The organism is Priestia sp. JSM ZJ58 (assembly GCF_044383985.1).
In the GTDB taxonomy this organism is placed as follows: domain Bacteria; phylum Bacillota; class Bacilli; order Bacillales; family Bacillaceae_H; genus Priestia; species Priestia zanthoxyli.
In genome coordinates, this window is sequence record NZ_JBISEM010000001.1 from 968,127 (window position 1) to 990,476 (window position 22,350).

The window sequence follows — 22,350 nt, forward strand, 5'->3', positions numbered from 1 at the left end:
AAGAAGTTCTAACATGAAATATGGAACTTTGTAGAAAGTGCGAATTTCAGAAGACGCAAATTAGAGAATATACCAATAAAAAAATTTAAAAAAGCGCTTCCTAAATAAATTTAAACGTGATATAATTTTCCAAGACGCTGGTGTAGCTCAGTAGGTAGAGCACTTGCATGGTAAGCAAGAGGTCGCAGGTTCGATCCCTGTCGCTAGCATACTCAAAAACCTTCTTTCTTGTTGAAAGAAGGTTTTTTTATTTGGATTGGCTTTAAATTTATTCTCCGAATTATTCTTCCCCGCCTTGTGAAAACTTTAACAGTTTGATAGCCTTATTAGGAGGCTGTTAGAAAACATGTGTATCTTTTCCACTATGTCTTATGAATCATATTTAGAAATATTCTTAAAAGAATGTTTATTGCCTCTAAGTATTGGGTACACGAAACTAGGGGTTAAATTTCAACAGGGAGTGTGAACGATAATTTGATTACGTTTAAGAATGTGTCAAAGCAATATCCAGACGGTACGACCGCCGTGAAAAATATTAATCTAGAAATAAAAGAAGGAGAGTTTTTCGTTTTAATTGGTCCGAGTGGATGTGGGAAAACAACCACCTTAAAAATGATTAACCGTCTTCATGATATTACCGAAGGAGAACTATACATAAAAGATAAGCTCGTATCGGACCACAACATACATGAGCTACGCTGGAACATTGGTTATGTGCTACAGCAGATTGCTCTTTTTCCTCATATGACCATTGCTGAGAATATAGCCATTGTACCGGAGATGAAGCATTGGAAGAAAAACAAAATCAAAACGCGTATTGATGAACTGCTTACCTTGGTAGGACTAGACCCAAAGCAATATCGAAACCGAAAGCCGTCTGAGCTCTCAGGTGGCCAGCAGCAACGTGTAGGTGTAGCACGTGCCCTCGCAGCTGATCCCCCCGTTATTTTAATGGACGAACCCTTTAGTGCCCTCGATCCGTTAAGCCGCGAACAGCTTCAACAAGATGTTATTAGCTTAAAAGAAAAAATCAAAAAAACATTTGTGTTTGTTACGCATGATATGAGCGAAGCCATGACGCTTGGAGATCGTATCTGCCTGATGAAAGATGGGGAAATTGTTCAAGTTGGCACCCCGGAGGAATTCATTCAAAAGCCTAAAAATGAGTTTGTAAAAACATTTATTGGAAATCAAGGAAATGCTTTATTTGAGACATTGGATATGTTTGTCAAAGAAAGTGAACAGCCAGACGTAGAACCTACTGAAGAGCTAGCTTCAACCGCCACTGTTCAGCAGGCAATGGACGCCCTTTACGACCATGAAGCAATAGCTGTGAAAAAAGGGAGCAAACGCATTGGCGTTGTAACGCGCAAAACTCTATTAGCGTTTCTTTCTGATAAAACGAAAGAAGGAGGAACGCTGTAATGAATGCACTAAGCGCATTATTAGATCAACGAGGAGATGCCCTGTTTCAAGCTCTTCTTGAACACATTCAAATTTCAGTACTGGCTCTTGTGATCGCCGTATTAATTTCAGTGCCGCTTGGACTGTACTTAACGAGGCATGACCGCATTGCTGAACCGATCATTGGCGTAACAGCCGTACTGCAAACCATTCCTTCACTCGCTTTATTAGGATTACTGATTCCTCTTGTCGGAATTGGAACCTTTCCCGCGGTTATTGCACTGTTTTTATATTCGCTTCTTCCTATTGTACGAAATACATATACCGGAATCAAAGAAGTGGACCCATCTTTAATTGAAGCATCCAAAGCCATGGGGATGAACTCGTGGAGACGATTAATCAAAGTAGAACTTCCTCTAGCGCTTCCTGTCATTATGGCCGGAATTCGCACAGCGATGGTACTCATTATTGGTACAGCGACAATCGTGGCTCTTATCGGAGCAGGCGGACTCGGAAGCTTAATTTTGCTTGGTATTGACCGAAGCGATAATAGTTTGATTTTATTAGGAGCCGTTCCAGCAGCATTATTAGCGCTTATTTTTGATGGAATTCTGCGAACGATTGAACACTCTGCTAAAAAAGGGTCCAAAAAACGCTCGTTCATCATGATCATCGTATTAGTACTTATTCTTGTTTCTCCGTTTGCAGCGATGAGCGCAACAAAACCAGACCTTGTTATCGGAGGGAAAATTGGCGCAGAACAAGATATTTTAATCAATATGTACAAAGAATTAATTGAAGATCAAACCGATATGAAAGTAAACCTTCGTTCGTCGCTTGGGAAAACGGTATTTGTATTTGAGGCTCTGCGTAACAAGGAAATTGATTTGTACCCTGAATATACGGGGACAGCCATTGTGACGCATCTAAAGGAACAGCCGGACAACAAAGATGAAACACAGGTGTACAAGCAGGCAAAAGAAGGATTTAAAAAGAAATTCGGGCTTGTCTATTTAGATCCAATGAAGTTTAATAATACGTACACATTGACCGTGACAAAAGAATTTGCCAAAGAAAATAATCTAACGACCATTTCAGATTTGGCAAATGCAACAGATAAAGTAAAAGCAGGATTTACGCTTGAGTTTAAAGATCGTGAAGACGGCTACGTAGGCATTCAAAAAGAATATGGCCTTACTTTCCCGAATATTAAAACGATGGAGCCGAAGCTTCGCTATCGCGCTGTTGAAAAAGGCGATATTAACATGCTTGATGCTTACGCAACGGATCCTGAAATCAAACAGTTTGGTTTAAAAGTCTTAAAAGACGACCAGCAGTTCTTCCCTCCGTATCAAGGATCGCCTGTGCTTCGTGAAGATACACTAAAAGAGCACCCTGAACTGAAAAAGATCTTAAATCAACTGGGTGGCAAAATCAGTGACGACGAAATGCGTGAAATGAACTATCAAGTAAATGCAAAAGGAAAAACGGCTGAAGAAGTCGCTCATCAATTCTTACTGAAAAAAGGATTAATTAAAAAATAAAAATGAAGACAAAAAGATTAGTACAAAATTATTTTAGTTAAAAGAAGATCCGAACGATAAATCGTTCGGATCTTTTTATTAGCATGGTGGACGTAGCTTTCATTATGTTTCAATCTCTTTTTAATGTGAGAGAAGCGTTAATGAAAATGAGGTCTTATGAACAAGCTAAAGGTACCAAATTTGTTTTTTGATGGAGAGGAGGCGCCGTTATGAATTCATTTTTTACATGTCATCCTGTACAGCATTCTTTTCAGCTTTTTTCAGTTGAACATCTTGTAACTTTAGCCATTATCGTAATCATAGGAGCATTTATTTTTTTATGTCGAAAGCAGCTGCGAAAAAAGAGGTTTGTATTCGTTTTGCTTTCATTCATTCTAATGGTTTCAGAAACGGCCTACCAGGCTTGGGAAATCGGATGTCATCAGTGGTCCGTTGAAACTTCCTTGCCTCTTCAGCTCAGTGATATAGTCGTGCTGCTTGCTGCTGTTATGCTGATAACCAAAAGCAGATTTCTTTTTTATTTTGTGTACTTCGCAGGAATCAGCAGCTCTGTTCAAGCGATGATTACCCCAGACCTTGGCGGCTATGCGTATGCCCAGTTTCGCTATGTGCAGTTCTATGTATCGCATGGCGGTGTGGTACTTGCTTGCTGTATGCTAATTGCTGCCTGCAGATATGAGCCGACGTTTCGTTCTTTATGGGTAAGCGTAGTATTTGTTAATCTGTACGGAGGTTTTATCTATGTCATGAATCGTTTACTGGGTGCGAATTATTTATACATGATGAAAAAGCCAGAGCACGCTTCCTTGCTGGATGTTCTTGGACCTCATCCTTGGTATTTAGTATGGATTGAAGGAATCATGATTCTTAGTTTTCTTGTCCTTTATCTTCCGTTTTGGGTACATAAAAAAATTAAAGGTGATAAAAGCAAAGTCAATTTTATTGAAGCAGAATGATAATACTGGTAATTTATAAGTGTAAACGAACTCGGATTTCCTGAAGGAAAAGGAAAGAATGAGTGAACAAGCCGTGAGAGGCAAGCGTAAAAAATAGAAAAGAAAAAAGCAAGCACAGACATCAGAAGGAGAGTATCAAAATGAAAACACTGGTTATTTTAGCGCATCCAAATCTAGCATCTTCTCGTATTAATAAAGCGTGGGCAGAGCGAGTAAAAAAAGAGGAGGATGTGTACGTTCATGATTTATACGCAAACTATCCCGATTTCAAAATTGATGTAGAAAAAGAGCAGGAGTTAGCTGTTCAATTCGATCGTATTGTTTTTCAATTTCCATTTTACTGGTACAGCTCACCAGCACTCTTAAAAGAGTGGCAAGATGTTGTTTTAACATACGGATGGGCTTATGGAAGCAAAGGTACTAAACTTCAGGGAAAAGAGTTTGTCGTAGCTACTTCGACAGGAGGCCCTGCAGAAGCTTATCAAGAAGGGGGATACAACCGTTACCCAATGAATCATCTGCTTCTTCCTTTCCAAGCTATGGCAAATTTAACAGGTATGAAGTTCCAAACTCCATTTTTATTTCAAGGAGCAGGCGGTGACCTGAGTGACAAAGTTATTCAAGATAGCGCAGAAAACTACGCTCAATTACTAAGATAATAAAAAAAGCCGCGTCAAAGCGGCTTTTTAATTTGCGTTTGTTCGTGAGAAAGAAGTAAGCAGCTTTTGAGGAGCAATATCTAATCCTTCAATCAGTAGTCCTGTCATAGCCGTTAGACTCCCGACTTCAAAAGATTCCCCAGCTCTCCAAAATGCTGATTCACCTTGTTTGATATAAATTTTCAGTCCGTTATCGCCAGCTACCCAGCCTTCCCCGTGAACGACTAAAAGAAGCTGTGGAATCGTAGCTTCTTGACGGGGGGTATAATCATTTTCTTGAAAAGATAAAAAGCTGATTTTGACATCTCCAGTATGAGAAAGTAATGGGTTTACTTTATAGGTAGAATGAAGAAAGGAACGCTCTTCTTCAGATTGAAAACCATATAATTTCATCATTTCATCTCCTTGACTAAAAAATATAAAAAAGAAGTCCTTCTCTTTTCATATACGCATACAGGAGAAAAAATAGAACTCCAAAGAAACAGCTGTTTTCTAGAAAACAACTCCATTTTATCTCCATTTTTTGTCGAAGCTGAAAATTTTTTGAAGGATAGGGAGGAAAAACAGAAGTTTTTTTGAATAGTATAAAAAAAGGTGTCCTCTAATGGACACCTTTTCCTAATTTAAAAATGACTGTAACGCTTGTTTGTTTTCTTCAAGGTCGATGCTTAAAACAGCACCAATACCGGATATTCGTTCATTTGAATAGGAACCTTCAACCGGTAAACGAAGAGATTTTAAATCTGGCTGATTTCCAACTAAAAAATCTTTTCCTATCACAATAAATGTTTTTGGCGGAATATTTGTATCCACATATGGATCAATGACACCCCATAGCTTAGGAGCTTTCGCCAGTGTCTTTACTTGAAGAGCTTCATCCATTAATTTACCAATCACTTCTTGTTGACGCTTCACGCGCCCGAAATCACTTTGGCTATCATGGCGGAATCGCACGTATCCTAGTAATTTATCTCCGTGAAGAGTTTGTTTTCCAGGTTTTAGCGTCATGCCAATTCCTGACGACATTTCATGTGGCACGGTAACCGTAATTCCCTCAGGGGCAATCGTATCGGCAACTTTAGAAAAACCTTTAAAATCAACAACAGCATAATAGTTTACATCTACGCCGAAATTTTCTTTAATTGTCTTACGCATTAATTCGGGCCCGCCAAATGCATAGGCTGAATTTAATTTGTTTTTGCCATGTCCAGGAATATCCACATATGAATCACGCATCAAAGAAACAATTTTAGGCTGATTGCTGTCTTTGTCATAATGAGCAATCATGATTGTATCGGCACGCGAATGTTCTTCACCGCGAGAGTCAATTCCGAGAAGCAGCACATTCATGCTATCTAAATTGGCACTTGCACCATTAAAATCAAACTGTCCATCTTTCCCAAAAGCTCCGTCTGCTTCTGCTAATCCTTGTTGGTATTGATAATACACATATGCACCAGCGGCGATTACAAGAATGAGAAAGAAAAGAAGTAGCTTTCTAAAGCGTTTCTTTTTTCTTTGCTTTTTTCTTTTATGTTGTTTACGTTCTGTACGTTCTTCCAAATGTCTCACCATCGCATTCAAAAATATTAATACTTTTTTGTTTAAAACCAATTATGCAAAAAATTATAAAACGACATAATAAAATTAACACTAAGGAATTAGATTAGCAAGTACGTTCACTAGTAAATCTGCGAAGACAGCTAAAATAAGAGAAGTGTACAAATAGAAGAAAGAGGAAATAAAGGTTATTTTTTTCGAAGATATTTGTTATAATCTATCATAGTTAGGGAAAAAGTTCTGTCTTTTAAGAAGGGAATAAGAGAAAAGTCTCTGTTTGTTGAGAATTAAATATAGGTCTAAGTGTAGAAAAAAGGAGTGAAGCGAATGAGTATATATGTGTCATCTTCGAACCTTGTGCTGATTCCAGAAGCGGCGTTAAGTCATTGGAAACCTTATGGCGCGGGGGAATTGACCGGAGCTATTATTTCAGGTAAGGATAGTGCTGAAATAATTAGAGAGCTTAATCAATCGTCTATTCTGCCTTTTACAAGTTTTTTCTATCGAAAGCATTTTGTTATTCTATTTGATAAAGAACAAGTGAAAAATCATTTTGAACAGCTGCTTTTATTATATAAATCTCAGGGCTATATTTTTTATTCTTCTACTTTATACGATGATCATTGGTCCCAGGTCCTTGAAGGAACCAAGCAGCTGCTAACGGTAAATGGACAGGTGGTACCGGTGCTTGAGCTTGAACAAAACGGTGAATTTGACGTTGTGCGTGATGAAGGTGGTCTTCACATTGTGATAGATGATGACGAAGACGAAGAGAAGCAGCTAGAAAAAAAAGTTCATGAGCTCCCGCTTGAAGAAGGTAACTATTTTATTGGCGATCCGGGATTTGTTGAAAACCGAGACATGCTGGTAAAAGAATATTTTCCTAAAGGTACGTACGAATTTATTTATAGATACGGAGAAAATGGCTGGCTGATGAAAGTAAGTATTCAGCGAAAAGCGATTAAAGAGCAGCTTACTACTCTTCACGCGGCTTTGTCTTAACCTCTATTCATTGTACAATATTGCTAAATAACTATGTTATAATAGTAATATTGCACAATGAAAGGGGTTTTTTTAATGGAAGCACGTTTGCAAAAAGTCGTATCATGGCTCAAGGAAAAGAATGTAGAAATGGCCTTTATTTCGTCAACTGAAAACGTATTTTATTTAACTGGATTTCACACGGATCCGCATGAGCGTCTGCTTGGTTTATTTTTATTTAATGAAGCGGAGCCGATGCTTGTTTGTCCATCAATGGAAGTGGGTCAAGCAAAAGAAGCCGGCTGGAAATTTGACGTGATCGGATATGAAGACCATCAAAATCCTTGGGAACTTATTAAAGAAGCTTTACATAAACGAAACGTAATGGATGTGAAAAAAGTTGCTGTAGAGAAAGAGCAGCTGCTGTATGCGAGAGCTGAAGAACTGCTTAATTTATATCCAAATGCTGAGCTAGTCGGAGCAGAAGAGAAATTAAATCAGCTGCGTTTAATTAAAGATGAGCGTGAAGTTGAGATTCTGCAAAAGGCAGCTGCATTAGCTGATTTTGGCGTAGAAGTAGGCGTAGCTGCCTTAAAAGAAGGCGTTACGGAAATGGATGTTCTGGCTAAAATTGAATACGAGCTAAAGCGAAAAGGAATTCGTGAGATGTCGTTTTCAACGATGGTGTTATTTGGTGAAAAAACGGGAGAAGCGCACGGGAACCCAGGTCTTCGCACGTTAAAGCCAGGAGATATGGTTCTCTTCGATTTAGGTGTAGTGCTAGATGGATACTGTTCAGATATTACGCGTACAGTCGCGTACAAGTCGATTAATGATAAGCAAAAAGAAATCTATGAAACGGTACAGCGCGCCGAGCAGGCAGCTCTTGAAGCTTCCAAGCCTGGCACTCGCATTGGCGACTTGGACATGGTAGCACGCAATATTATTACAGAAGCAGGGTATGGAGAGTATTTCTTGCATCGTCTTGGTCATGGCCTTGGTATCAGCGTGCATGAGTTTCCTTCAATGAGCCGCAACAATGATGATGTGCTTCAAGAAGGCATGGTGTATACGATTGAACCGGGTATCTATATTCCAGGACTCGGAGGCGTGCGTATTGAAGATGATGTAATCATCACAAAAGATGGATACGAAACGTTAACGAAGTACCCAAAAGAATTACAAATTATTTCATAATAATGTCACAAAAAATAGGGGCTGCCATGGTGCAGGCTCTATTTTTTTATGGGAAAAGAAAAAATTGGTTAAGGTTTCTTGTTTGCTTCTTGAGACAATTTCATAGTATGTTACGAAACGATAACATTTCTATCACATTTTCTAAAAACTATATCGTAAGCGAGTGCGGTAGTATATGCTGTACAGTAGGGGACTTTTTAAGGTCGCAAGCAAGGAGGTTTTTTATGAGTAATTTTACAAAAGATGAAGAATTAATTATACATAAAGCAATAGATGTATTTGGTCAAAAGGACCGAATTGAAGATTATTCAGATGAACGAAAAAAGCATGGTATTCACGTTGTGGCATGTGAAAATCATCCGCGTCAAGACGTAACCGCGTATGCAACGCTCGGTGGACATCAATGTCCGACAGGTTATACAGTTGGAGGGATCCCGCTTCGAATTGAAATTGTTGGGGCATGTCATGAGGAGTTCGGTATTTATTCTGCTATTTTAGCAAACTGTATTTTCCATATGATGAAATCTCATGTCTCCATTTTCCCAGGAGCTATTTATAAAGACGTTATTGCAGTCCTTGATGACAGCTTTCATATGCAGCACATTTTGCTGATTCCGCCGTTTTTATGGGATAATTTTTCAACGATTGAACTATCTGATAAAAAAGTAACGTTCCTGCAGGCCGTTCCGATTTCAGAAAATGAACGTGCTTTTGCACTTGAGTACGGAGTAGATTCGTTGCTAAGCCGCTTTGATGCTGAGCAGGTTAATGTCTTCAATTTAGAAAGAAGATCTGTTGTATAAACAAAAAGAGCGCCGACTGAGACGCTCTTTTTTGTTATTGATTAGTAGGTCAATTCTTTTTGAGGTATAGCTTTTTTATGACTCGTTTGGTAGCTGTGAAGCACCATGCCTGCTACGATAACTCCCATTCCAACCCAAGAAAGAATCGATGGCAAAGGACTTGATAGAAGGAAGACCTCTCCTAGCAGGGCAAATAAAACTTCCATCGATTGTGTAGCTTCAACTGCACCTAACTTGTGAGAATCTTTTTTCACAAGGTCAGTTGCCGCAAAAAATAAAATCGTTGCACACACTCCTGAAAGTAAAGCAACTAAACTGCTTTGATACATCTGAGTTGGTTTTGGTAGTCCATCGGTCAAGTAGGCATAGACAGAAAGAATAATCCAAAACGGCAGGCTTGAAAGCGTCATTCCAAGCACGCGCTGAAACGTATTAAGCGACGACAGCTCCATCATCTTACGGTTGCCAAGCGGATACGCAAAAGACGCAATTAAAATGGGAATCGTACAAAGCAAGGCAGTAGCCGCCGACAGTTCAGTCGCATGCTCAAGCTGCATGAGCACAACTCCTATTAAAATAATAAGCGAAAAACCTAGCTGCTTGAAAGGAATGGCTCCTCGCTTTTTTCCTTCCTTGTAAAACAAAGGAGCTAGGAGAGACCCCGATAAAATCGTGATTTGCCAAGTTCCTGCAATAAGCCAGCCGGGACCGTAGGCGGAAGCAAAACAAAGAGGAGCGTAAAATAAGCCAAATCCGACCGTGCTCCATAGCAGCCATTTTTGCGGCTGGGCTTTTATTTCTGCCACCACAGGTTTGATGCCACCCCAAAAATAAACAAGCATAAGCAAAAGAGGTACCATAAAAAAATAGCGTAGAGATGCGCTCCACGCCCAGCTGCCTCCAGATAAATCCATCGCTCGATTTAAAACGAATGTAAAAGCAAAAAAGAATGATGCAGCAACGCCTAATAAAAGAGGCTTCACTTTGCTTCCTCCTCACTTGTCAGCGCTTCACCTAGTGTCAGCCAGTTTGTTTCGACAAGCTGTGATGTCAGTGCGGAATCTTTTTGACGGCAAGCATTTATGATTTCTTTGTGCTGATCAACGGAAGCAAGGCTAGCAAGAGAAGAAAAGCGAGCGATTTCCAGACGTTGAATTTTGGCGCTTGTTTGTTTTACAACACGTTCTAGCTCTAAATTATTCGCCCGGTTTAAAAAAACGGAATGAAATGCTTCATCCGCTTCGATCGCTTTCAGTACATTTCTTGTTTTGATTGCATGTTCTAGAGATTGATTATGTTTGATTAGTTCGCCCATATCTTCTTCTTGTAACGAAGTACAAGCCAGCTTAGCAGCAAGTGCATGAAGAGCTGCGACGACAATAAAGGATTGTTTTGCCTCCTCAAGGTTTAATGGAGCCACTTTTGTAGAAGAACCAGGTGTCGTTTGTACAAGGCCTTCATCTTCGAGCCTTTTTAATGCTTCTCGAACAGGAGTGCGGCTAACTCCAAATTGCTCAGCCAGTTCTTTATCCTGAAGCTTTTGTTCCGGCTGAAATTCAAGCATAACGATATTGTGTTTAAGTGTTTGATAGACTTCCTCCCGTAGGGAAAGTCGTTTGAGAGGTTGAATGTTATTTTTCATAAAACCAATATATCGCATATCACATTAAATAACAATGTGAAAATTAAAAAACTTCGTCTAAAAAGCAGACAGCTGCTTTTTAGATGAAGAGCTTAATTACTGCTGCGCAAAGATTTAGATAAGATGCGCGCAATTGCTTTGCTGTGCTCAACCTGCGTTTTTTTGGACTCTTTTCGTTCAAGAGCTACTTTTTGAAGGCTTTTTTCTTCTTCAGTTTGAGCAATAACTTGAGGAACGGGAGCAGGCTTCCCATTTTCTAATGCGACGAAGGTAAGAAAAGAAGTAGCAGCAATACGTTTAATGCCCGTTAACAAATTTTCGGCAATGACTTTAACAAAAATAATCATGGAACTTTTTCCTGTGACAACAACGAATGCCTCATATGAAATAAAATCTTCTTCTGTGACGGGCTCGATAAAGTCAACATGATCAATGGAAGCTGTAACACACGACTTTCTGGAATGTTTAGCTGCTGAAAGAGAAGCCGTCATGTCCATGTCAGCGACAATTTTGCCGCCAAAAAGGGTGTGGTGATTGTTTAGGTCATTTGGAAAAATGTGCTGTGATTTGACTACTCGTGAGACGCTGCAAAGTACTGCTTTTTCACTCATTGAAAACACTCCTTCAAACTGTTTATATGGTTTAATGTATGTTGACTACTTGTTCTTATGTATACAAGTTATAGAAAGCCCTTTCGTAAAAAGCTCTTCAAAAGCTTCTATATGGTAAAATAGAACAAATATGAAAGAGAGGATGAGAGCATGAACTTAACGCAATTTTTTAGAAGAAAATATACGGATTCCCCTACACCTTTAGAAAAGCTATCGGTTTTATCTCAGCAGTTAAACGGACCTTCAATTTATATGAAGCGCGATGATATGCTTGGACTGACAGGGGGCGGAAATAAGACGCGTAAGCTTGAATATCTAGTAGCTGATGCAAAAGCACAAGGGGCAGACGTGCTTGTAACGTGCGGTGCGATACAATCCAATCACTGTCGTTTGACGCTTGCTGCTGCCGTAAAAGAGCAAATGAAATGCGTGCTCGTATTAGAAGAAGGGGAAAATAAAGCAAGTGATCAGCCGACGGGAAACTATTTTCTTTATCATTTATTAGGGGCTCATGACATGCGGTTTGTCGCTGAAGGTTCGGATTTGACAGCGGAAATGGAAAAAGTAGCGCGCGAGCTAAGTGAAAAAGGTCATAAGCCGTACCTAATCCCCGTAGGAGGTTCAAATGTTATCGGTGCAACAGGCTACGCTGCCTGCGCACAGGAGCTGCTTATGCAAAGCTATGAGCAACAAATAAAGCTTAGCCACGTAGTTTGCACAAGCGGAAGCGGAGGCATGCACGCAGGGCTAGTGGCAGGCTTTCAAGGCCTTCAAAGCGGGGTGTCTGTTATTGGAATGAATGTGAGTCGTGCTAAAGAAGAGCAAGAAATGAAAGTTGCCAAGCTGACGAGTGAACTTTATGATCATTTACATAGCAAAACGCCTTTTAAAAAAGAAGATATTGTTTGTATGGATGAATATGTCGGTCCAGGCTATGCTGTTCCAACAGAAGAGATGGTGGAAGCAGTCAAACTTGTGGCCGGTACGGAAGGAATTTTATTGGATCCTGTGTATACGGGAAAAGCGATGGCCGGCCTGATTGATTTAATTCGAAAAGGTTATTTTAAAAAAGATGAGAATGTGGTGTTCATTCACTCTGGGGGTTCACCAGCTCTTTATGCATATACATCGGTTTTTTCATAAAAAAGCAAGGGAGTCGACTCCCTTGCCTTTTTAGTTTATATAGGAATAGTAAGTGAAAACGTCACTCCGGCGTCTGTGTTTTCAGCCGTAATGGCTGCATCGTGCATCGTAACAATACGCTTTACGATACTTAGGCCAATACCGAATTCACCGTTTGCTCCTTTTTTAAACGGTTCAAACAAGTGTTGAAGCACGCTTTGATCAATCGGCGGACCATCGTTGCTGATGGTACATTGAACGTTCGTTTGGTGTTTAGTAAGTGAAAGTGAAACCTTCGTATCAGCATAGCGCAGCTGATTGTCGAGTACATTTTCAAGGACTTTTGTCCACAGCTCTTTGTCTCCTTTAATCGTTGCATTTACGTCGTCAAATTCCCACTGTATTTCAGGGCGCCTCCACCGCAAGCGATCCACTACTTCATGAAGAAGTGCAGTAAAATCAAAGTCGTCTTGTGCAAGCTGGTGAGTGGACATATAGTCAAGCTTGGTTAAGTAAAGCAAATCGCGGATTTTTTTCTCAAGATTTTTGGATTCATCTTCAATGACTTTTACCGTTTGGGATAAATCACCTTTTGGATAAATGCCGTCTTGAATCGACTGAGCGTAGCTTTGAATAACCATTACCGGTGTTTTTAAATCATGTGAAATATTTTGAAGCAGCGTTTGCTGTGCTTCATCTTTAGATACGAGCCTTTTGCGCATTTGCTCGATGGACGCGCCTAGCTTGCCGATTTCATCGGAACGGTTGACTGTAACAGGTTCATGCCAATTTTGTTCGGCGATTTTTTTTACATCTTTTTCAAGCGATACAAGCGGCTTGCTTAAGTATCTTGATAGCCAAATAGATGGAAGCCAGCTGAATAGAAATACAATTGAAATGACAAGAAGCAGCTGTTTAAAAAGAGTAGAAGTGAGCGCGTTGCGATACGTATCCCACGAAAATGAAAGTAAAAAAGCAGGCTGTCCGTTTACGCTTACTTTTCGAATCACATAAAAAAGCGTCCGGTTGCCGAGATCTTTTTCATAGCGAGCGACGATTTTCCGCTGACTGATTGCATCTTCCTGTGCTTTTCTCAAAAAGTCTTGAGGCAACACCCGTGATGAAAAATAAGAGATATCCGCATGTTCAGGCAATAAAATATGATCCACGGTTCGATTGCCAAGCGTTGGTTCACTGTCTTCATTGCTAAAGTAGTATTCACCTGAGCGGCTTGGCAGGCCGTATTCTTTTAAAATATGCTGTTCATTTTCAATAGTGGTATAAATTTCATTCGTGAAGAACTGCCTGAGCGTCGTTGGGAATAAAATAGCGAGCAAAATTGAAATGAGCAGTAAAATACCCGAGATGACGAGCCAAATTTGAAATGCAAGCGACTTGTTTTTCATGCTTTCATCATCCGGTATCCGTATCCGTAAATCGTTTCAATTCGTGCTTGCGGCATTTTTTTACGCACGCGCCTCACTAAATCATCCACCACTCGGTCTGTGCCGAAATAATCTTCTCCCCAAATGAGATTCAACAGCTGCTCCCTTGAAAAAGCCTGTCCAAGGTCTTTTGAGATAGTGACAAGAAAATCAAATTCTTTAGACGTCAAATCAATCGGCTTTCCATTTTCACTGACTGTACGCGTATGTAAATCGATTTCATAAGGAGTCAGCGTAATGGTATCGGTTTTCTTTTGATTGGAACCATATACGAGGTTTAGCAGTTTGTTTGCTCGAATAACTAGTTCACGAGGCAAAAAAGGCTTTGATAAATAGTCGTCGCTGCCCATTTCAAGTCCAAGAACCCGGTCAATATCGGCATCGCGTGCTGAAATGAAAATAACAGGCACATGTGGCGTTTGCTGCTTGATTTCGCGAATGAGCTGATACCCGTCAATATCAGGCAGCATAATATCTAAAATCCACAGGTGCGGAGGAGTTGCAATCATTTCTTTTGCGTCCGTGCCGTTAAAAAATGAGCGAACGTCCCAGCCTTCTTTTTGAAGGTAAAGGGTTAAAACTTCGTTTAAATTTTGTTCATCCTCTACTAAATATAGTGTAAAGCTCAAATTTGACACCTTCCTCTGAATATATGAAAATTAAGGTAAATAAAGCATATTACGCCATCTATGCGCGTTTCTTTAAAGGTTTATGTACCCGCTATTATACTACGTGTTTGCTGTTATAAAGAAATTTTTCACAATTTCACATATTGTTTTGATACTTATCCCAAACTTTTATTTTATAGTATAGATAACATAAAATTTGCTACGTTAAAAGGAGTGATTTTCATGGATCCACGTGATTATGAAAGAGAGGAAGAACGAAAAGAAGAATATGAAAACCGCCAGCGGCGCTATGATCAGTATCAGCCTGCGTCATCATCACAGCCTCCAAAAAGACGCTTATTTCCAGTGATCGCATCTTCCATCGCGGGAGCAGTGCTAGGGGGAGGAATTGTGCTATACGGCGCTCCGCAGCTAGGGTTAATGGATTCAGCGGATACGCATACAGTGAATCAAACAACGCAGACTCAAACCGCAACAACAACGAGCACAACGCCTCGAACAGTAAGCACCACCGTGAATCAGTCAGATCTTGTTTCAGTTGTAAATAAAGTATCAGCCGCTGTTGTAGGCGTGAACAACATCCAGCAGCAAACAAATCCATTTTCTGGAGATACCCAAACGCAAGAAGCAGGAACGGGTTCCGGTGTTATTTTCAAAAAAGAAAATGGAAAAGCATACGTTGTAACAAATAACCACGTTATCGATGGCGCAAGCGAAGTAGAAGTGTCACTTTCAAACGGGCAAAAAGAAAAAGCTAAAATTGTGGGAGCTGATGCGCTAACGGATTTAGCGGTGCTTGAAATGTCCGACAAAAATGTTGAACAAGTGGCGAAGTTCGGAAAATCATCAGATTTAGTGGCGGGTGAAACGGTTCTTGCAATCGGAAACCCTCTTGGTGAACAATTTTCTCGTACGGTCACACAAGGTATCGTGAGCGCAGCAAAACGCTCTGTCCCTATTTCAGAGAATTGGAACGTAGATGCAATTCAAACGGATGCGGCGATTAATCCAGGAAACAGCGGCGGTGCCTTGATCAATTCTTCCGGTGAAGTAGTTGGTATCAACAGTATGAAAATTTCAGAAGACAATGTAGAAGGAATCGGCTTTGCTCTTCCAAGTGATGAAGTGCAGCCAACGATTGAACAGCTGATGAAAAACGGAAAAATAACGCGTCCATATATGGGGGTAGGTCTTCAAGATGTAGGTCAGCTTTCAGCTGCAACAAAACAAGATCAGCTAGGCCTAACAAGCGATACGTCTGAAGGAGTTGTCGTAACGACGGTTGAACCGTTCTCTTCTGCTTCTGATGCTGGTTTACAATCAAAAGACGTGATTGTTGCCATCGATGGAAATGAAGTCAAAACATCCAGTGATTTACGTCAATATCTATACACAAAACGCAAAGTAGGAGACACGGTAAAATTAGACGTGTACCGAAATGGAAAAAAACAAACTATTTCTCTGAAGCTTTCAGAGCAGCAGGATAACAATGGATGAGTTCAGCACCGTTAAAGCTGCTGCTAGCAGTATTAACAGCGTTCGGATTTTTAACAGGCTGCGGAGGGAAGCATTCAAACACGATGTTTCCTTCTGTAGAAATTAGTCAGCTATCTTCTGCCAAAGAAGTGGCAGCGTATGAAGGAGGAAAGGTGACAGGAGCTGAATTCAATCGTTTTTTAGCAGTTGAAGGGTTCTTAAATCCCGATGCGCCGCTAAATGATACAAGCTACCGCAAAGAGTTGTTGCGGCAGCTTGTCATGCAAAAAATCTTAATTTCGCATCTAAAGACAAGTGACAGGGTACAGAAAAAAGTCGAGGATATGTGGAAACAAATCAAACGTTCATATGACGAAGATACAAGAAAACAAGGCTATGAAGTCTTGCACATTCGTTCTAGCGATGTAACTAAACAGCTAATAAATCAGTTTAAATTAGAAGAATATTTCCGTAAACAAATTACGTCTGATGAACTAGACGCTTACTATACACGTATTGAGAACGATGTAACGCGCGTATCTTTTTCGCAGCTAACTTTTACAACTTTACATGATGCCGAGACCGTTGCGGCTGAGCTGCAAAAAGGAACATCGCTTCAAGACGTTCAAAAAAAATATGCTGATGTCCAGACCATCAGCAAAATAGAGAATGATGATAATCTAAAGCTTTCGAATCTATCTCCCTCTTTTATAGATGTTTTAAAAAAACAGCACATCGGAGAGTGTAGTAAGCCCATTAAAATGGGTAAAGTCTATTATATTCTTATTTTAAAACAAAAAGATAAAAAAACGGAATCAGAAGTCAAAGAAGAAATGATGAAAGAACTTGTTTTGAATCATATCAACCGGTATATCCAGGATCAACTGCCAAGGTTTCACGTGACTTTCAGCCTTAGGTAGTTCCCTTTTATATAGATTGATTGTTTTCAAAAAACAAGCAGGTAAAAGAGCTTTCTATTAATAGAGAGCTCTTTTACATTTTTAAGTAGACAGAAATGTCGGTACCTGATAGAATGAAGTTGTAAAACTTTCATTATTCGGAAAATTTATACCCTCCAGCTTTGGAGGGTTATTTTTTATGCTTTTGGACGAATAAAAGAGGCTAGGACAGAAGTAGTTTAGTGGAAAGAAGATCCGAACGATGAATCGTTCGGATCTTTTCGTTAGTACGGTGAACGTATGTTTCAATCACTTTTCATCTTTTAAATGACTCAATAATGCAGAAGACATCTCCACGTGAGAAAGGGCGATGTGTGAAATCGTTTTGGCATAAGGTGTAATTTCGTTAATAAATTGCTCGAGTACGTGCAGGTGAGGAAGCTGAAGCTTTGTAATGAAGCAAGCCTGTCCGGCGATGCGTTCACAGAATAAAGCATAGGGATACTGAGAAATAAATCGTTTAAAACGCTCGTGCTCTCCGTTTTTCATGGTTACTTCAATAAAACACGAGACGGGCAACTGCAGCTTTTCATAATCAATATCGATTGTATATCCTTTTATAATACCAAAGCTCTCTAGCTGTCTTACTCGCTCTGCCACTGAAGGAGGAGACAGGTTAATTTGTTTTCCTAGCTCTCTTAAGGAAAGACGGCTGTTTTGCTGCAGTGCCTGCAAAATCGATAAATCAATTTCATCAATTTTCAATTGAAAACCTTCTTTCATATTAATGTTTCATTTGATTAGTAACAGCAGATAATATGTTTTATTTGTTATCTGAAATCTCCATTTTTCTTACTATAATAATTAAAAAGGAGTGAGTAAAAAATGGCAAGAGTTTTGTTAACAAACGAAGAGGGAACAAATTTTGAAAAAGCACTGAATTTAATTCCAGATGTAAAAAGGTTGTATGATGAGCTATACGACAAGCTTTGGAACAGTGATATAATAAAAAGAGAGACTAAGGAAAAAATCAGGCTTTATCTAGCAGGTGTTAACGGCTGTGAGACGTGTATGAGCATGTCATATGTAGGCGATAAGACGCTTAATCAAAAAGTGTTAAGAGAAAAAGAGCTGGAAGAAAAAGATCGACTGCTGTTTCGATTTATAGATGTATACCGAGTGCGTCCAAGGGATTTGACGGATGCTGATATGGATCAATTAAAGAAATTTTACAGTGATACGCAGCTATTAGAGCTTTTGGCTGTTATTAATTTGTTTGATCAATTTCACAAACTGATTGTCAGTTTAGATTTATATGATTTTTGCAGTTTGCAGCGCAAGTGATGTCTTCCCTAAAAATATCTTGACAGACAAAATCCACAGGAGTAAGATAGCTTTCGTGAAGTGAAACGTATCATGAATCGAATCGATTATTCTAAAAAATAGATCATAGACATTTGAATAAAAATCGCTTAATCCATTACGGAGCGGAGGACCCATTATTTACGCACATATTGTGCTCCGGGGTGAATCCTTAAAAAGGTAGGGTTACTCTTAAAACCCGAACCCGACAGCTAACTTCGCAAGCGTTTTGAGGGGGAAGAGTGTGAAAAAACACAGGAGCCTTCCTGTGTTTTTTTGCGCTTTTTTTAAGAAAAACATGTAATTTTTTAGAAAAAGTATAAGCTAAGAGAACACACAGCAGTTGAAGAAAGGAATAAATACATTATGAAAAAACAGTTTGCTGTATTGGGATTAGGTCGTTTTGGAGGCAGTTTGGTTGAAGAGTTTGCTAATTTGGATGTGGATGTGCTCGCTATTGACCGCAATCAGGAGGTAGTAAAGAAATATAGCAACTCAGCTACATATGTCGTGCAAGCGAACGCAATTGATGAAGCTAGCTTAAAAGGGCTAGGCATTCGTAACGTTGATCATGCTCTTATTTCGTTTGGAGACGATATCGAAGCAAGCGTGCTTGCAACGATGCTTTTAAAAGATATGGGCGTTAAGCAAGTATGGGTAAAAGCGGTGAATATGTATCATCAAAAAGTGCTGGAGAAAATAGGAGCGGACAAAGTCATTCATCCTGAGCGCGATATTGCGAAGCGGATTGCTCATCACGTGGTGTCAGAAAAAATTATTGACTATATTGAACTGTCTAAAGACTATAGTATTGTTGAAATTGTCGCTTCTAAGAAACTTCATAATAAAACGCTGTTTGATTTAAATATTCGTGCAAAGTACGGCTGTAATATTATCGGTTTTCAGCGAAAAGACGGGGAAATGGTGATTTCGCCTACGGCGCATGAAACAATTGAACAAGGAGATATGCTGATTGTTATCGGACATAATCGCGATTTAAACCGTTTTGAAGAAGAAGGAGTTTAACTTATGAAAAAAAAAATTGTTAGGCTTACGCCGCCGCAGCTGCTTGTCTCCATTTTTGGCGGAGGAATTATTATTGGTGCTCTTTTATTAATGATGCCTTTTTCTACTACTGAGCCAATCCGGTGGGTAGACGCCCTTTTTACATCTACTTCCGCTATGACAGTGACCGGCTTAGCCGTCGTAGATACAGGTACGCGTTTTACCGTCATCGGTCAAACGATTATTATGCTGTTAATTCAAATAGGCGGTCTTGGCATTATGTCATTTGCCGTGCTGATTTTTATGATGCTAGGTAAAAAAATTGGATTTAAAGAGCGTATGCTCGTTCAGCAGGCATTAAATCAAACGAGCGTCGGCGGAGTTGTCCTGCTAGTTAAAAGGCTGTTTATCTTTTCATTTTTAATTGAGTTTGTTGCACTTATCTTTTTAGCGATACGCTGGGTTCCGGAATTCGGATGGTCTAAGGGGCTATTCTTTAGCTTGTTTCATTCAATTTCAGCTTTTAATAACGCAGGGTTCGGACTATTATCTGACAGCTTAGTTCAGTATGTAGGAGATCCCGTTATTAACATAACGATTTCCTTTTTGTTTATTATTGGTGGGTTAGGATTTACCGTTCTTGCTGATATGTGGGTAAAAAAATCGTATAAAAAACTAACGCTGCATTCAAAAATTATGATTATCAGCACGTTTGCCATTAACGTGATTGCCATGCTTTTTATTTTTTTCTTAGAGTACGGCAATTCACATACACTTGGAAGTTTGTCATTAGGAGACAAAGTGTGGGCGTCTTATTTTCAAGCGGTAACAACACGCACAGCAGGTTTTAATAGTATCGATATAGGAAGTCTACATGATTCCACCATATTTTTAATGGTTATGTTAATGTTCATAGGTGCAGGGAGTGCGTCAACAGGAGGAGGTATTAAACTAACAACGTTTGTGGTGATTGTCTTTTCTGTATGGGCATTTTTACGAAGCAGGGAAGATATTGTGCTGTTAAAGAGACGGCTTCTTCCTCTTCATGTGTTTAAGGCACTAGCCATTACGATGATTTCGATTATGTTTGTGTTTGGGGCCATTTTTCTATTAAATATCTCAGAAAACCTGCCGTTTATAAAAATTATGTTTGAAGTGGTTTCTGCGTTTGGAACAGTGGGGTTATCGATGGGAGCAACTCCTGAGCTTTCATACTTTGGACGCGTGATTATTATCTTTATCATGTTTTTAGGAAAAGTGGGGCCATTAACCCTTGCGTTTTCATTATCTAAGCAAAAGCGTGAAGCCGTTCGCTATCCAAACGAAGATATAATGCTAGGATAGAAAAATCGCCTTCGATGAGGCGATTTTTTTATATTATTTATACGTTCAAGACATATAAGAGGTTACGCACAAAACAGTTGCGATGAATAAAAAGAAGGCAAAAACAAGAACAATGGGCAATTTGGAATGTCGGCGCATTAAAGCCCCTCCTTTTTTATAGTAAAAAAATCTCTTACTATATATAACGAAAGAAACAAAAATATGATTCACTTTTTTTGGCGAAATTTGAAGGTTTTTCTCATTGGAAAAATCCGCACCCCTGTCCTAAACATTTTGCCAAGCTGTTGCATACACTAAAAGCAGATAACAGGAAGTGAGGGATGGTACGTGGGAAAACAAAATTTTGCGTTAATCGTTGTGTTATTTGTTTTACTTGTTATTGTAGGTGCGTCTGGCTTTCGCTTTTAAACGTTAACTTTATTTGCGCATAGTCCCCTTCAAAAAAGGCATACTAGGCGGAAGTAAAAACCAAAAATTTCTTCAATATTGCCGAACAATGAGTTCCTCTACTCATTCATCTAATCGGTATGTAGCCATGCGAAAGCATGGTTTTTTTGAAATAGGAGAGGATGAATGATGTTCATCCTCTCTAGAAATTAGTAGTAGCAAGAACACCCTACGATTACTAATAGGATAAATAAAACAACGATAAATGAAAAACCAAAACCGCCTTTTGCGCCCATATGTGTAACCTCCTTTAATAAAAGTCTCTATATCCTATGTACTAATTGGGTTAAGTGATTGAGAAATTTGCCTATTTTTTAATGGTAACGTTTTTTGTGAAGAATGAAGAACACTTACTTTTTTCATTTGCGCAGAAATCCTTTATGATAAAGAGGAAAAGGAGGGCAAACAGGTGGGAATACATGCACAATACGTCATGAATCAGCTAGAAGAGGGAAAGTGGAAAGAGATCAAGCGCGAAATTCAACAAGAAATGAAGAAAAAACCTCAAGCATCTGATTTGTACTGTTACTTAGCCGTTTGTTTAGCAAAGCAAATTGAAGAATCAATTATCTTTGAAAAAATGGTATTGAACTTAGAAATGGACCGGGCTCTTCATCAGGCATTAACATTAAATCCATCTTCAAGCTTGGCGCACTTCGTTCGAGGAATAAAATATCGGGAAACTCCGCTTATGTTTGGAGGGAATTACGAAAAATCGCTGTTTTATTTGCAGAAGGCGCAAGATCTTGGTTTTGAAGGGATTATGCTGCCGCTCGAACTCGCCAAAACCTATATTCAATTAAAAGAAATGGAAAAAGCGAAAGAACAAATCGCCTATGCTCGGGAAATCAATCCTACGCACGCGGACATTAAAAAAGTCGAAAACATGCTCCAAACAGGACGATGAATCTAAAGTCCTGTTTTATTTTTGATTTTCAGAAAACGTATGCTGATTTTCATAAAGGATTGCTTTTTATATAACAATAAGAATATTTATAAAAAATTTAAGAAGTGCATGTAAGTCGAACGACTTCTTAACTGCTAGATTTTCTACATTATTAGAGCGTTCAGTCTACATAGTTCCAAAAATAGTAAGAAACTATCAGCCTATGGATAAATTGTTAGAAAATATAGATAATTGTAAATGAATAGAGAGAAAAGTTAAACATGCGATTAACTAAAAAAGCAAAGGTATGATTTACTTTGCTTTTTATTTATACGCATATGTAAAAAATATCATAATAAACCAATTTATTCTTCGTGA

General features: G+C 39.2%; 24 protein-coding genes, 1 tRNA gene and 1 riboswitch. Of the genes, 16 read left to right on the plus strand and 9 right to left on the minus strand.

Translation table 11 applies throughout. From position 1 onward, the window contains the following. Nucleotides 1-136: 136 nt before the first annotated feature. The 5 genes from ACH6EI_RS04925 (at nucleotide 137) to ACH6EI_RS04945 (ending at nucleotide 4,563) form a co-directional block, all read left to right on the plus strand. A tRNA-Thr gene (locus ACH6EI_RS04925) sits at nucleotides 137-209 on the plus strand. 265 nt (nucleotides 210-474) lie between these two features. Then, nucleotides 475-1,425: an ABC transporter ATP-binding protein gene (locus tag ACH6EI_RS04930; RefSeq protein ID WP_014458647.1), complete on the plus strand. Its 951-nt coding sequence runs from the start codon at nucleotides 475-477 to the stop codon at nucleotides 1,423-1,425. Beyond that, the gene (locus ACH6EI_RS04935; protein WP_108674289.1) at nucleotides 1,425-2,948 is read left to right on the plus strand and encodes an ABC transporter permease/substrate-binding protein; all 1,524 of its coding nucleotides are present in this window, start codon (nucleotides 1,425-1,427) and stop codon (nucleotides 2,946-2,948) included. The genes ACH6EI_RS04930 and ACH6EI_RS04935 overlap by 1 nt, the downstream gene beginning before the upstream one ends. 209 nt (nucleotides 2,949-3,157) lie before the next feature. Continuing rightward, nucleotides 3,158-3,904 (plus strand): YwaF family protein, encoded by a 747-nt coding sequence (locus tag ACH6EI_RS04940; RefSeq protein WP_108674288.1) that lies wholly within the window; start codon nucleotides 3,158-3,160, stop codon nucleotides 3,902-3,904. A 140-nt stretch (nucleotides 3,905-4,044) separates the two neighbouring features. Next, nucleotides 4,045-4,563: an NAD(P)H-dependent oxidoreductase gene (locus ACH6EI_RS04945; RefSeq protein ID WP_028415029.1), complete on the plus strand. Its 519-nt coding sequence runs from the start codon at nucleotides 4,045-4,047 to the stop codon at nucleotides 4,561-4,563. Between the two features lie 27 nt (nucleotides 4,564-4,590). On the opposite strand, the gene ACH6EI_RS04950 is transcribed toward ACH6EI_RS04945, so the two are convergent. Both ACH6EI_RS04950 and ACH6EI_RS04955 read right to left on the minus strand, forming a co-directional pair. Further along, a complete protein-coding gene (locus ACH6EI_RS04950) occupies nucleotides 4,591-4,956 on the minus strand; it encodes a hypothetical protein (protein WP_028415028.1) in 366 nt (121 codons plus the stop codon). A gap of 225 nt (nucleotides 4,957-5,181) precedes the next feature. Continuing rightward, nucleotides 5,182-6,138 carry an LCP family protein gene (locus ACH6EI_RS04955; RefSeq protein ID WP_372454540.1) on the minus strand — a complete coding sequence of 319 codons (957 nt, stop codon included), beginning with the start codon at nucleotides 6,136-6,138 and terminating at the stop codon, nucleotides 5,182-5,184. A 312-nt stretch (nucleotides 6,139-6,450) separates the two neighbouring features. Here ACH6EI_RS04955 and ACH6EI_RS04960 point away from each other — a divergent pair, with 312 nt between their 5' ends. The 3 genes from ACH6EI_RS04960 (at nucleotide 6,451) to ACH6EI_RS04970 (ending at nucleotide 9,104) form a co-directional block, all read left to right on the plus strand. Continuing rightward, nucleotides 6,451-7,125: a hypothetical protein gene (locus ACH6EI_RS04960; protein WP_033579911.1), complete on the plus strand. Its 675-nt coding sequence runs from the start codon at nucleotides 6,451-6,453 to the stop codon at nucleotides 7,123-7,125. Between the two features lie 75 nt (nucleotides 7,126-7,200). Then, nucleotides 7,201-8,301 (plus strand): M24 family metallopeptidase, encoded by a 1,101-nt coding sequence (locus tag ACH6EI_RS04965; protein ID WP_099331236.1) that lies wholly within the window; start codon nucleotides 7,201-7,203, stop codon nucleotides 8,299-8,301. Between the two features lie 224 nt (nucleotides 8,302-8,525). Beyond that, a complete protein-coding gene (locus ACH6EI_RS04970) occupies nucleotides 8,526-9,104 on the plus strand; it encodes a suppressor of fused domain protein (RefSeq protein WP_013084584.1) in 579 nt (192 codons plus the stop codon). Nucleotides 9,105-9,145: 41 nt separating this feature from the next. Here ACH6EI_RS04970 and ACH6EI_RS04975 read toward each other — a convergent pair whose 3' ends face one another. The 3 genes from ACH6EI_RS04975 to ACH6EI_RS04985 all read right to left on the minus strand — a co-directional run bounded on the left by ACH6EI_RS04975 (nucleotide 9,146) and on the right by ACH6EI_RS04985 (nucleotide 11,357). Further along, nucleotides 9,146-10,087 (minus strand): DMT family transporter, encoded by a 942-nt coding sequence (locus tag ACH6EI_RS04975; protein WP_108674287.1) that lies wholly within the window; start codon nucleotides 10,085-10,087, stop codon nucleotides 9,146-9,148. Then, on the minus strand, nucleotides 10,084-10,764 hold the full coding sequence (locus ACH6EI_RS04980) for a GntR family transcriptional regulator (protein ID WP_028415023.1): 681 nt from the start codon (nucleotides 10,762-10,764) through the stop codon (nucleotides 10,084-10,086). Before ACH6EI_RS04980 ends, ACH6EI_RS04975 begins: the two co-directional genes overlap by 4 nt. 74 nt (nucleotides 10,765-10,838) lie before the next feature. Beyond that, a complete protein-coding gene (locus ACH6EI_RS04985) occupies nucleotides 10,839-11,357 on the minus strand; it encodes an acyl-CoA thioesterase (protein ID WP_028415022.1) in 519 nt (172 codons plus the stop codon). A 150-nt stretch (nucleotides 11,358-11,507) separates the two neighbouring features. Between ACH6EI_RS04985 and cuyA the strand changes: the two genes are divergently transcribed. Continuing rightward, complete coding sequence (cuyA, locus tag ACH6EI_RS04990) at nucleotides 11,508-12,500, plus strand: D-cysteate sulfo-lyase (protein ID WP_108674286.1); 993 nt, start codon at nucleotides 11,508-11,510, stop codon at nucleotides 12,498-12,500. Between the two features lie 35 nt (nucleotides 12,501-12,535). On the opposite strand, the gene ACH6EI_RS04995 is transcribed toward cuyA, so the two are convergent. Further along, entirely contained in the window at nucleotides 12,536-13,885 is a 1,350-nt protein-coding gene (locus tag ACH6EI_RS04995) for a sensor histidine kinase (protein WP_028415020.1), read from the minus strand. Next, the gene (locus ACH6EI_RS05000) at nucleotides 13,882-14,553 is read right to left on the minus strand and encodes a response regulator transcription factor (protein ID WP_028415019.1); all 672 of its coding nucleotides are present in this window, start codon (nucleotides 14,551-14,553) and stop codon (nucleotides 13,882-13,884) included. The genes ACH6EI_RS04995 and ACH6EI_RS05000 overlap by 4 nt, the downstream gene beginning before the upstream one ends. Nucleotides 14,554-14,775: 222 nt before the next feature. On the opposite strand from ACH6EI_RS05000, the gene ACH6EI_RS05005 reads away from it, so the two are divergent. Both ACH6EI_RS05005 and ACH6EI_RS05010 read left to right on the plus strand, forming a co-directional pair. Beyond that, nucleotides 14,776-16,050: a S1C family serine protease gene (locus ACH6EI_RS05005; protein WP_028415018.1), complete on the plus strand. Its 1,275-nt coding sequence runs from the start codon at nucleotides 14,776-14,778 to the stop codon at nucleotides 16,048-16,050. Then, the gene (locus ACH6EI_RS05010) at nucleotides 16,047-16,949 is read left to right on the plus strand and encodes a peptidyl-prolyl cis-trans isomerase (protein WP_108674285.1); all 903 of its coding nucleotides are present in this window, start codon (nucleotides 16,047-16,049) and stop codon (nucleotides 16,947-16,949) included. Before ACH6EI_RS05005 ends, ACH6EI_RS05010 begins: the two co-directional genes overlap by 4 nt. 288 nt (nucleotides 16,950-17,237) lie before the next feature. Here the strand turns inward: ACH6EI_RS05010 and ACH6EI_RS05015 are convergent, their stop codons facing one another. After that, nucleotides 17,238-17,693: an Lrp/AsnC family transcriptional regulator gene (locus ACH6EI_RS05015; RefSeq protein WP_028415016.1), complete on the minus strand. Its 456-nt coding sequence runs from the start codon at nucleotides 17,691-17,693 to the stop codon at nucleotides 17,238-17,240. Between the two features lie 120 nt (nucleotides 17,694-17,813). Between ACH6EI_RS05015 and ACH6EI_RS05020 the strand changes: the two genes are divergently transcribed. From ACH6EI_RS05020 to ACH6EI_RS05035, 4 genes are all read left to right on the plus strand, one after another. Next, entirely contained in the window at nucleotides 17,814-18,272 is a 459-nt protein-coding gene (locus ACH6EI_RS05020; protein ID WP_108674284.1) for a carboxymuconolactone decarboxylase family protein, read from the plus strand. 115 nt (nucleotides 18,273-18,387) lie between these two features. Then, nucleotides 18,388-18,532: riboswitch (cyclic di-AMP (ydaO/yuaA leader) on the plus strand. A gap of 124 nt (nucleotides 18,533-18,656) precedes the next feature. Further along, nucleotides 18,657-19,316: a potassium channel family protein gene (locus ACH6EI_RS05025; RefSeq protein ID WP_098999628.1), complete on the plus strand. Its 660-nt coding sequence runs from the start codon at nucleotides 18,657-18,659 to the stop codon at nucleotides 19,314-19,316. A gap of 3 nt (nucleotides 19,317-19,319) precedes the next feature. Beyond that, complete coding sequence (locus tag ACH6EI_RS05030) at nucleotides 19,320-20,639, plus strand: TrkH family potassium uptake protein (RefSeq protein WP_028415013.1); 1,320 nt, start codon at nucleotides 19,320-19,322, stop codon at nucleotides 20,637-20,639. 327 nt (nucleotides 20,640-20,966) lie between these two features. Further along, a complete protein-coding gene (locus ACH6EI_RS05035; RefSeq protein ID WP_016765202.1) occupies nucleotides 20,967-21,047 on the plus strand; it encodes a YjcZ family sporulation protein in 81 nt (26 codons plus the stop codon). 188 nt (nucleotides 21,048-21,235) lie between these two features. On the opposite strand, the gene ACH6EI_RS05040 is transcribed toward ACH6EI_RS05035, so the two are convergent. Then, nucleotides 21,236-21,322: a YjcZ family sporulation protein gene (locus ACH6EI_RS05040; RefSeq protein ID WP_016765201.1), complete on the minus strand. Its 87-nt coding sequence runs from the start codon at nucleotides 21,320-21,322 to the stop codon at nucleotides 21,236-21,238. A gap of 173 nt (nucleotides 21,323-21,495) precedes the next feature. On the opposite strand from ACH6EI_RS05040, the gene ACH6EI_RS05045 reads away from it, so the two are divergent. Beyond that, on the plus strand, nucleotides 21,496-21,993 hold the full coding sequence (locus ACH6EI_RS05045) for a tetratricopeptide repeat protein (protein ID WP_028415012.1): 498 nt from the start codon (nucleotides 21,496-21,498) through the stop codon (nucleotides 21,991-21,993). Nucleotides 21,994-22,350 lie beyond the last annotated feature (357 nt).

Coding starts and splice junctions, on each gene's coding strand:
- ACH6EI_RS04935 (WP_108674289.1), top strand. CDS start 1,425: ATGAATGCACTAAGCGCATTATTAGATCAACGAGGAGATGCCCTGTTT.
- ACH6EI_RS04940 (WP_108674288.1), top strand. CDS start 3,158: ATGAATTCATTTTTTACATGTCATCCTGTACAGCATTCTTTTCAGCTT.
- ACH6EI_RS04945 (WP_028415029.1), top strand. CDS start 4,045: ATGAAAACACTGGTTATTTTAGCGCATCCAAATCTAGCATCTTCTCGT.
- ACH6EI_RS04950 (WP_028415028.1), bottom strand. CDS start 4,956: ATGAAATTATATGGTTTTCAATCTGAAGAAGAGCGTTCCTTTCTTCAT.
- ACH6EI_RS04955 (WP_372454540.1), bottom strand. CDS start 6,138: ATGGTGAGACATTTGGAAGAACGTACAGAACGTAAACAACATAAAAGA.
- ACH6EI_RS04960 (WP_033579911.1), top strand. CDS start 6,451: ATGAGTATATATGTGTCATCTTCGAACCTTGTGCTGATTCCAGAAGCG.
- ACH6EI_RS04965 (WP_099331236.1), top strand. CDS start 7,201: ATGGAAGCACGTTTGCAAAAAGTCGTATCATGGCTCAAGGAAAAGAAT.
- ACH6EI_RS04970 (WP_013084584.1), top strand. CDS start 8,526: ATGAGTAATTTTACAAAAGATGAAGAATTAATTATACATAAAGCAATA.
- ACH6EI_RS04980 (WP_028415023.1), bottom strand. CDS start 10,764: ATGCGATATATTGGTTTTATGAAAAATAACATTCAACCTCTCAAACGA.
- ACH6EI_RS04985 (WP_028415022.1), bottom strand. CDS start 11,357: ATGAGTGAAAAAGCAGTACTTTGCAGCGTCTCACGAGTAGTCAAATCA.
- cuyA (WP_108674286.1), top strand. CDS start 11,508: ATGAACTTAACGCAATTTTTTAGAAGAAAATATACGGATTCCCCTACA.
- ACH6EI_RS04995 (WP_028415020.1), bottom strand. CDS start 13,885: ATGAAAAACAAGTCGCTTGCATTTCAAATTTGGCTCGTCATCTCGGGT.
- ACH6EI_RS05005 (WP_028415018.1), top strand. CDS start 14,776: ATGGATCCACGTGATTATGAAAGAGAGGAAGAACGAAAAGAAGAATAT.
- ACH6EI_RS05010 (WP_108674285.1), top strand. CDS start 16,047: ATGAGTTCAGCACCGTTAAAGCTGCTGCTAGCAGTATTAACAGCGTTC.
- ACH6EI_RS05020 (WP_108674284.1), top strand. CDS start 17,814: ATGGCAAGAGTTTTGTTAACAAACGAAGAGGGAACAAATTTTGAAAAA.
- ACH6EI_RS05025 (WP_098999628.1), top strand. CDS start 18,657: ATGAAAAAACAGTTTGCTGTATTGGGATTAGGTCGTTTTGGAGGCAGT.
- ACH6EI_RS05030 (WP_028415013.1), top strand. CDS start 19,320: ATGAAAAAAAAAATTGTTAGGCTTACGCCGCCGCAGCTGCTTGTCTCC.
- ACH6EI_RS05040 (WP_016765201.1), bottom strand. CDS start 21,322: ATGGGCGCAAAAGGCGGTTTTGGTTTTTCATTTATCGTTGTTTTATTT.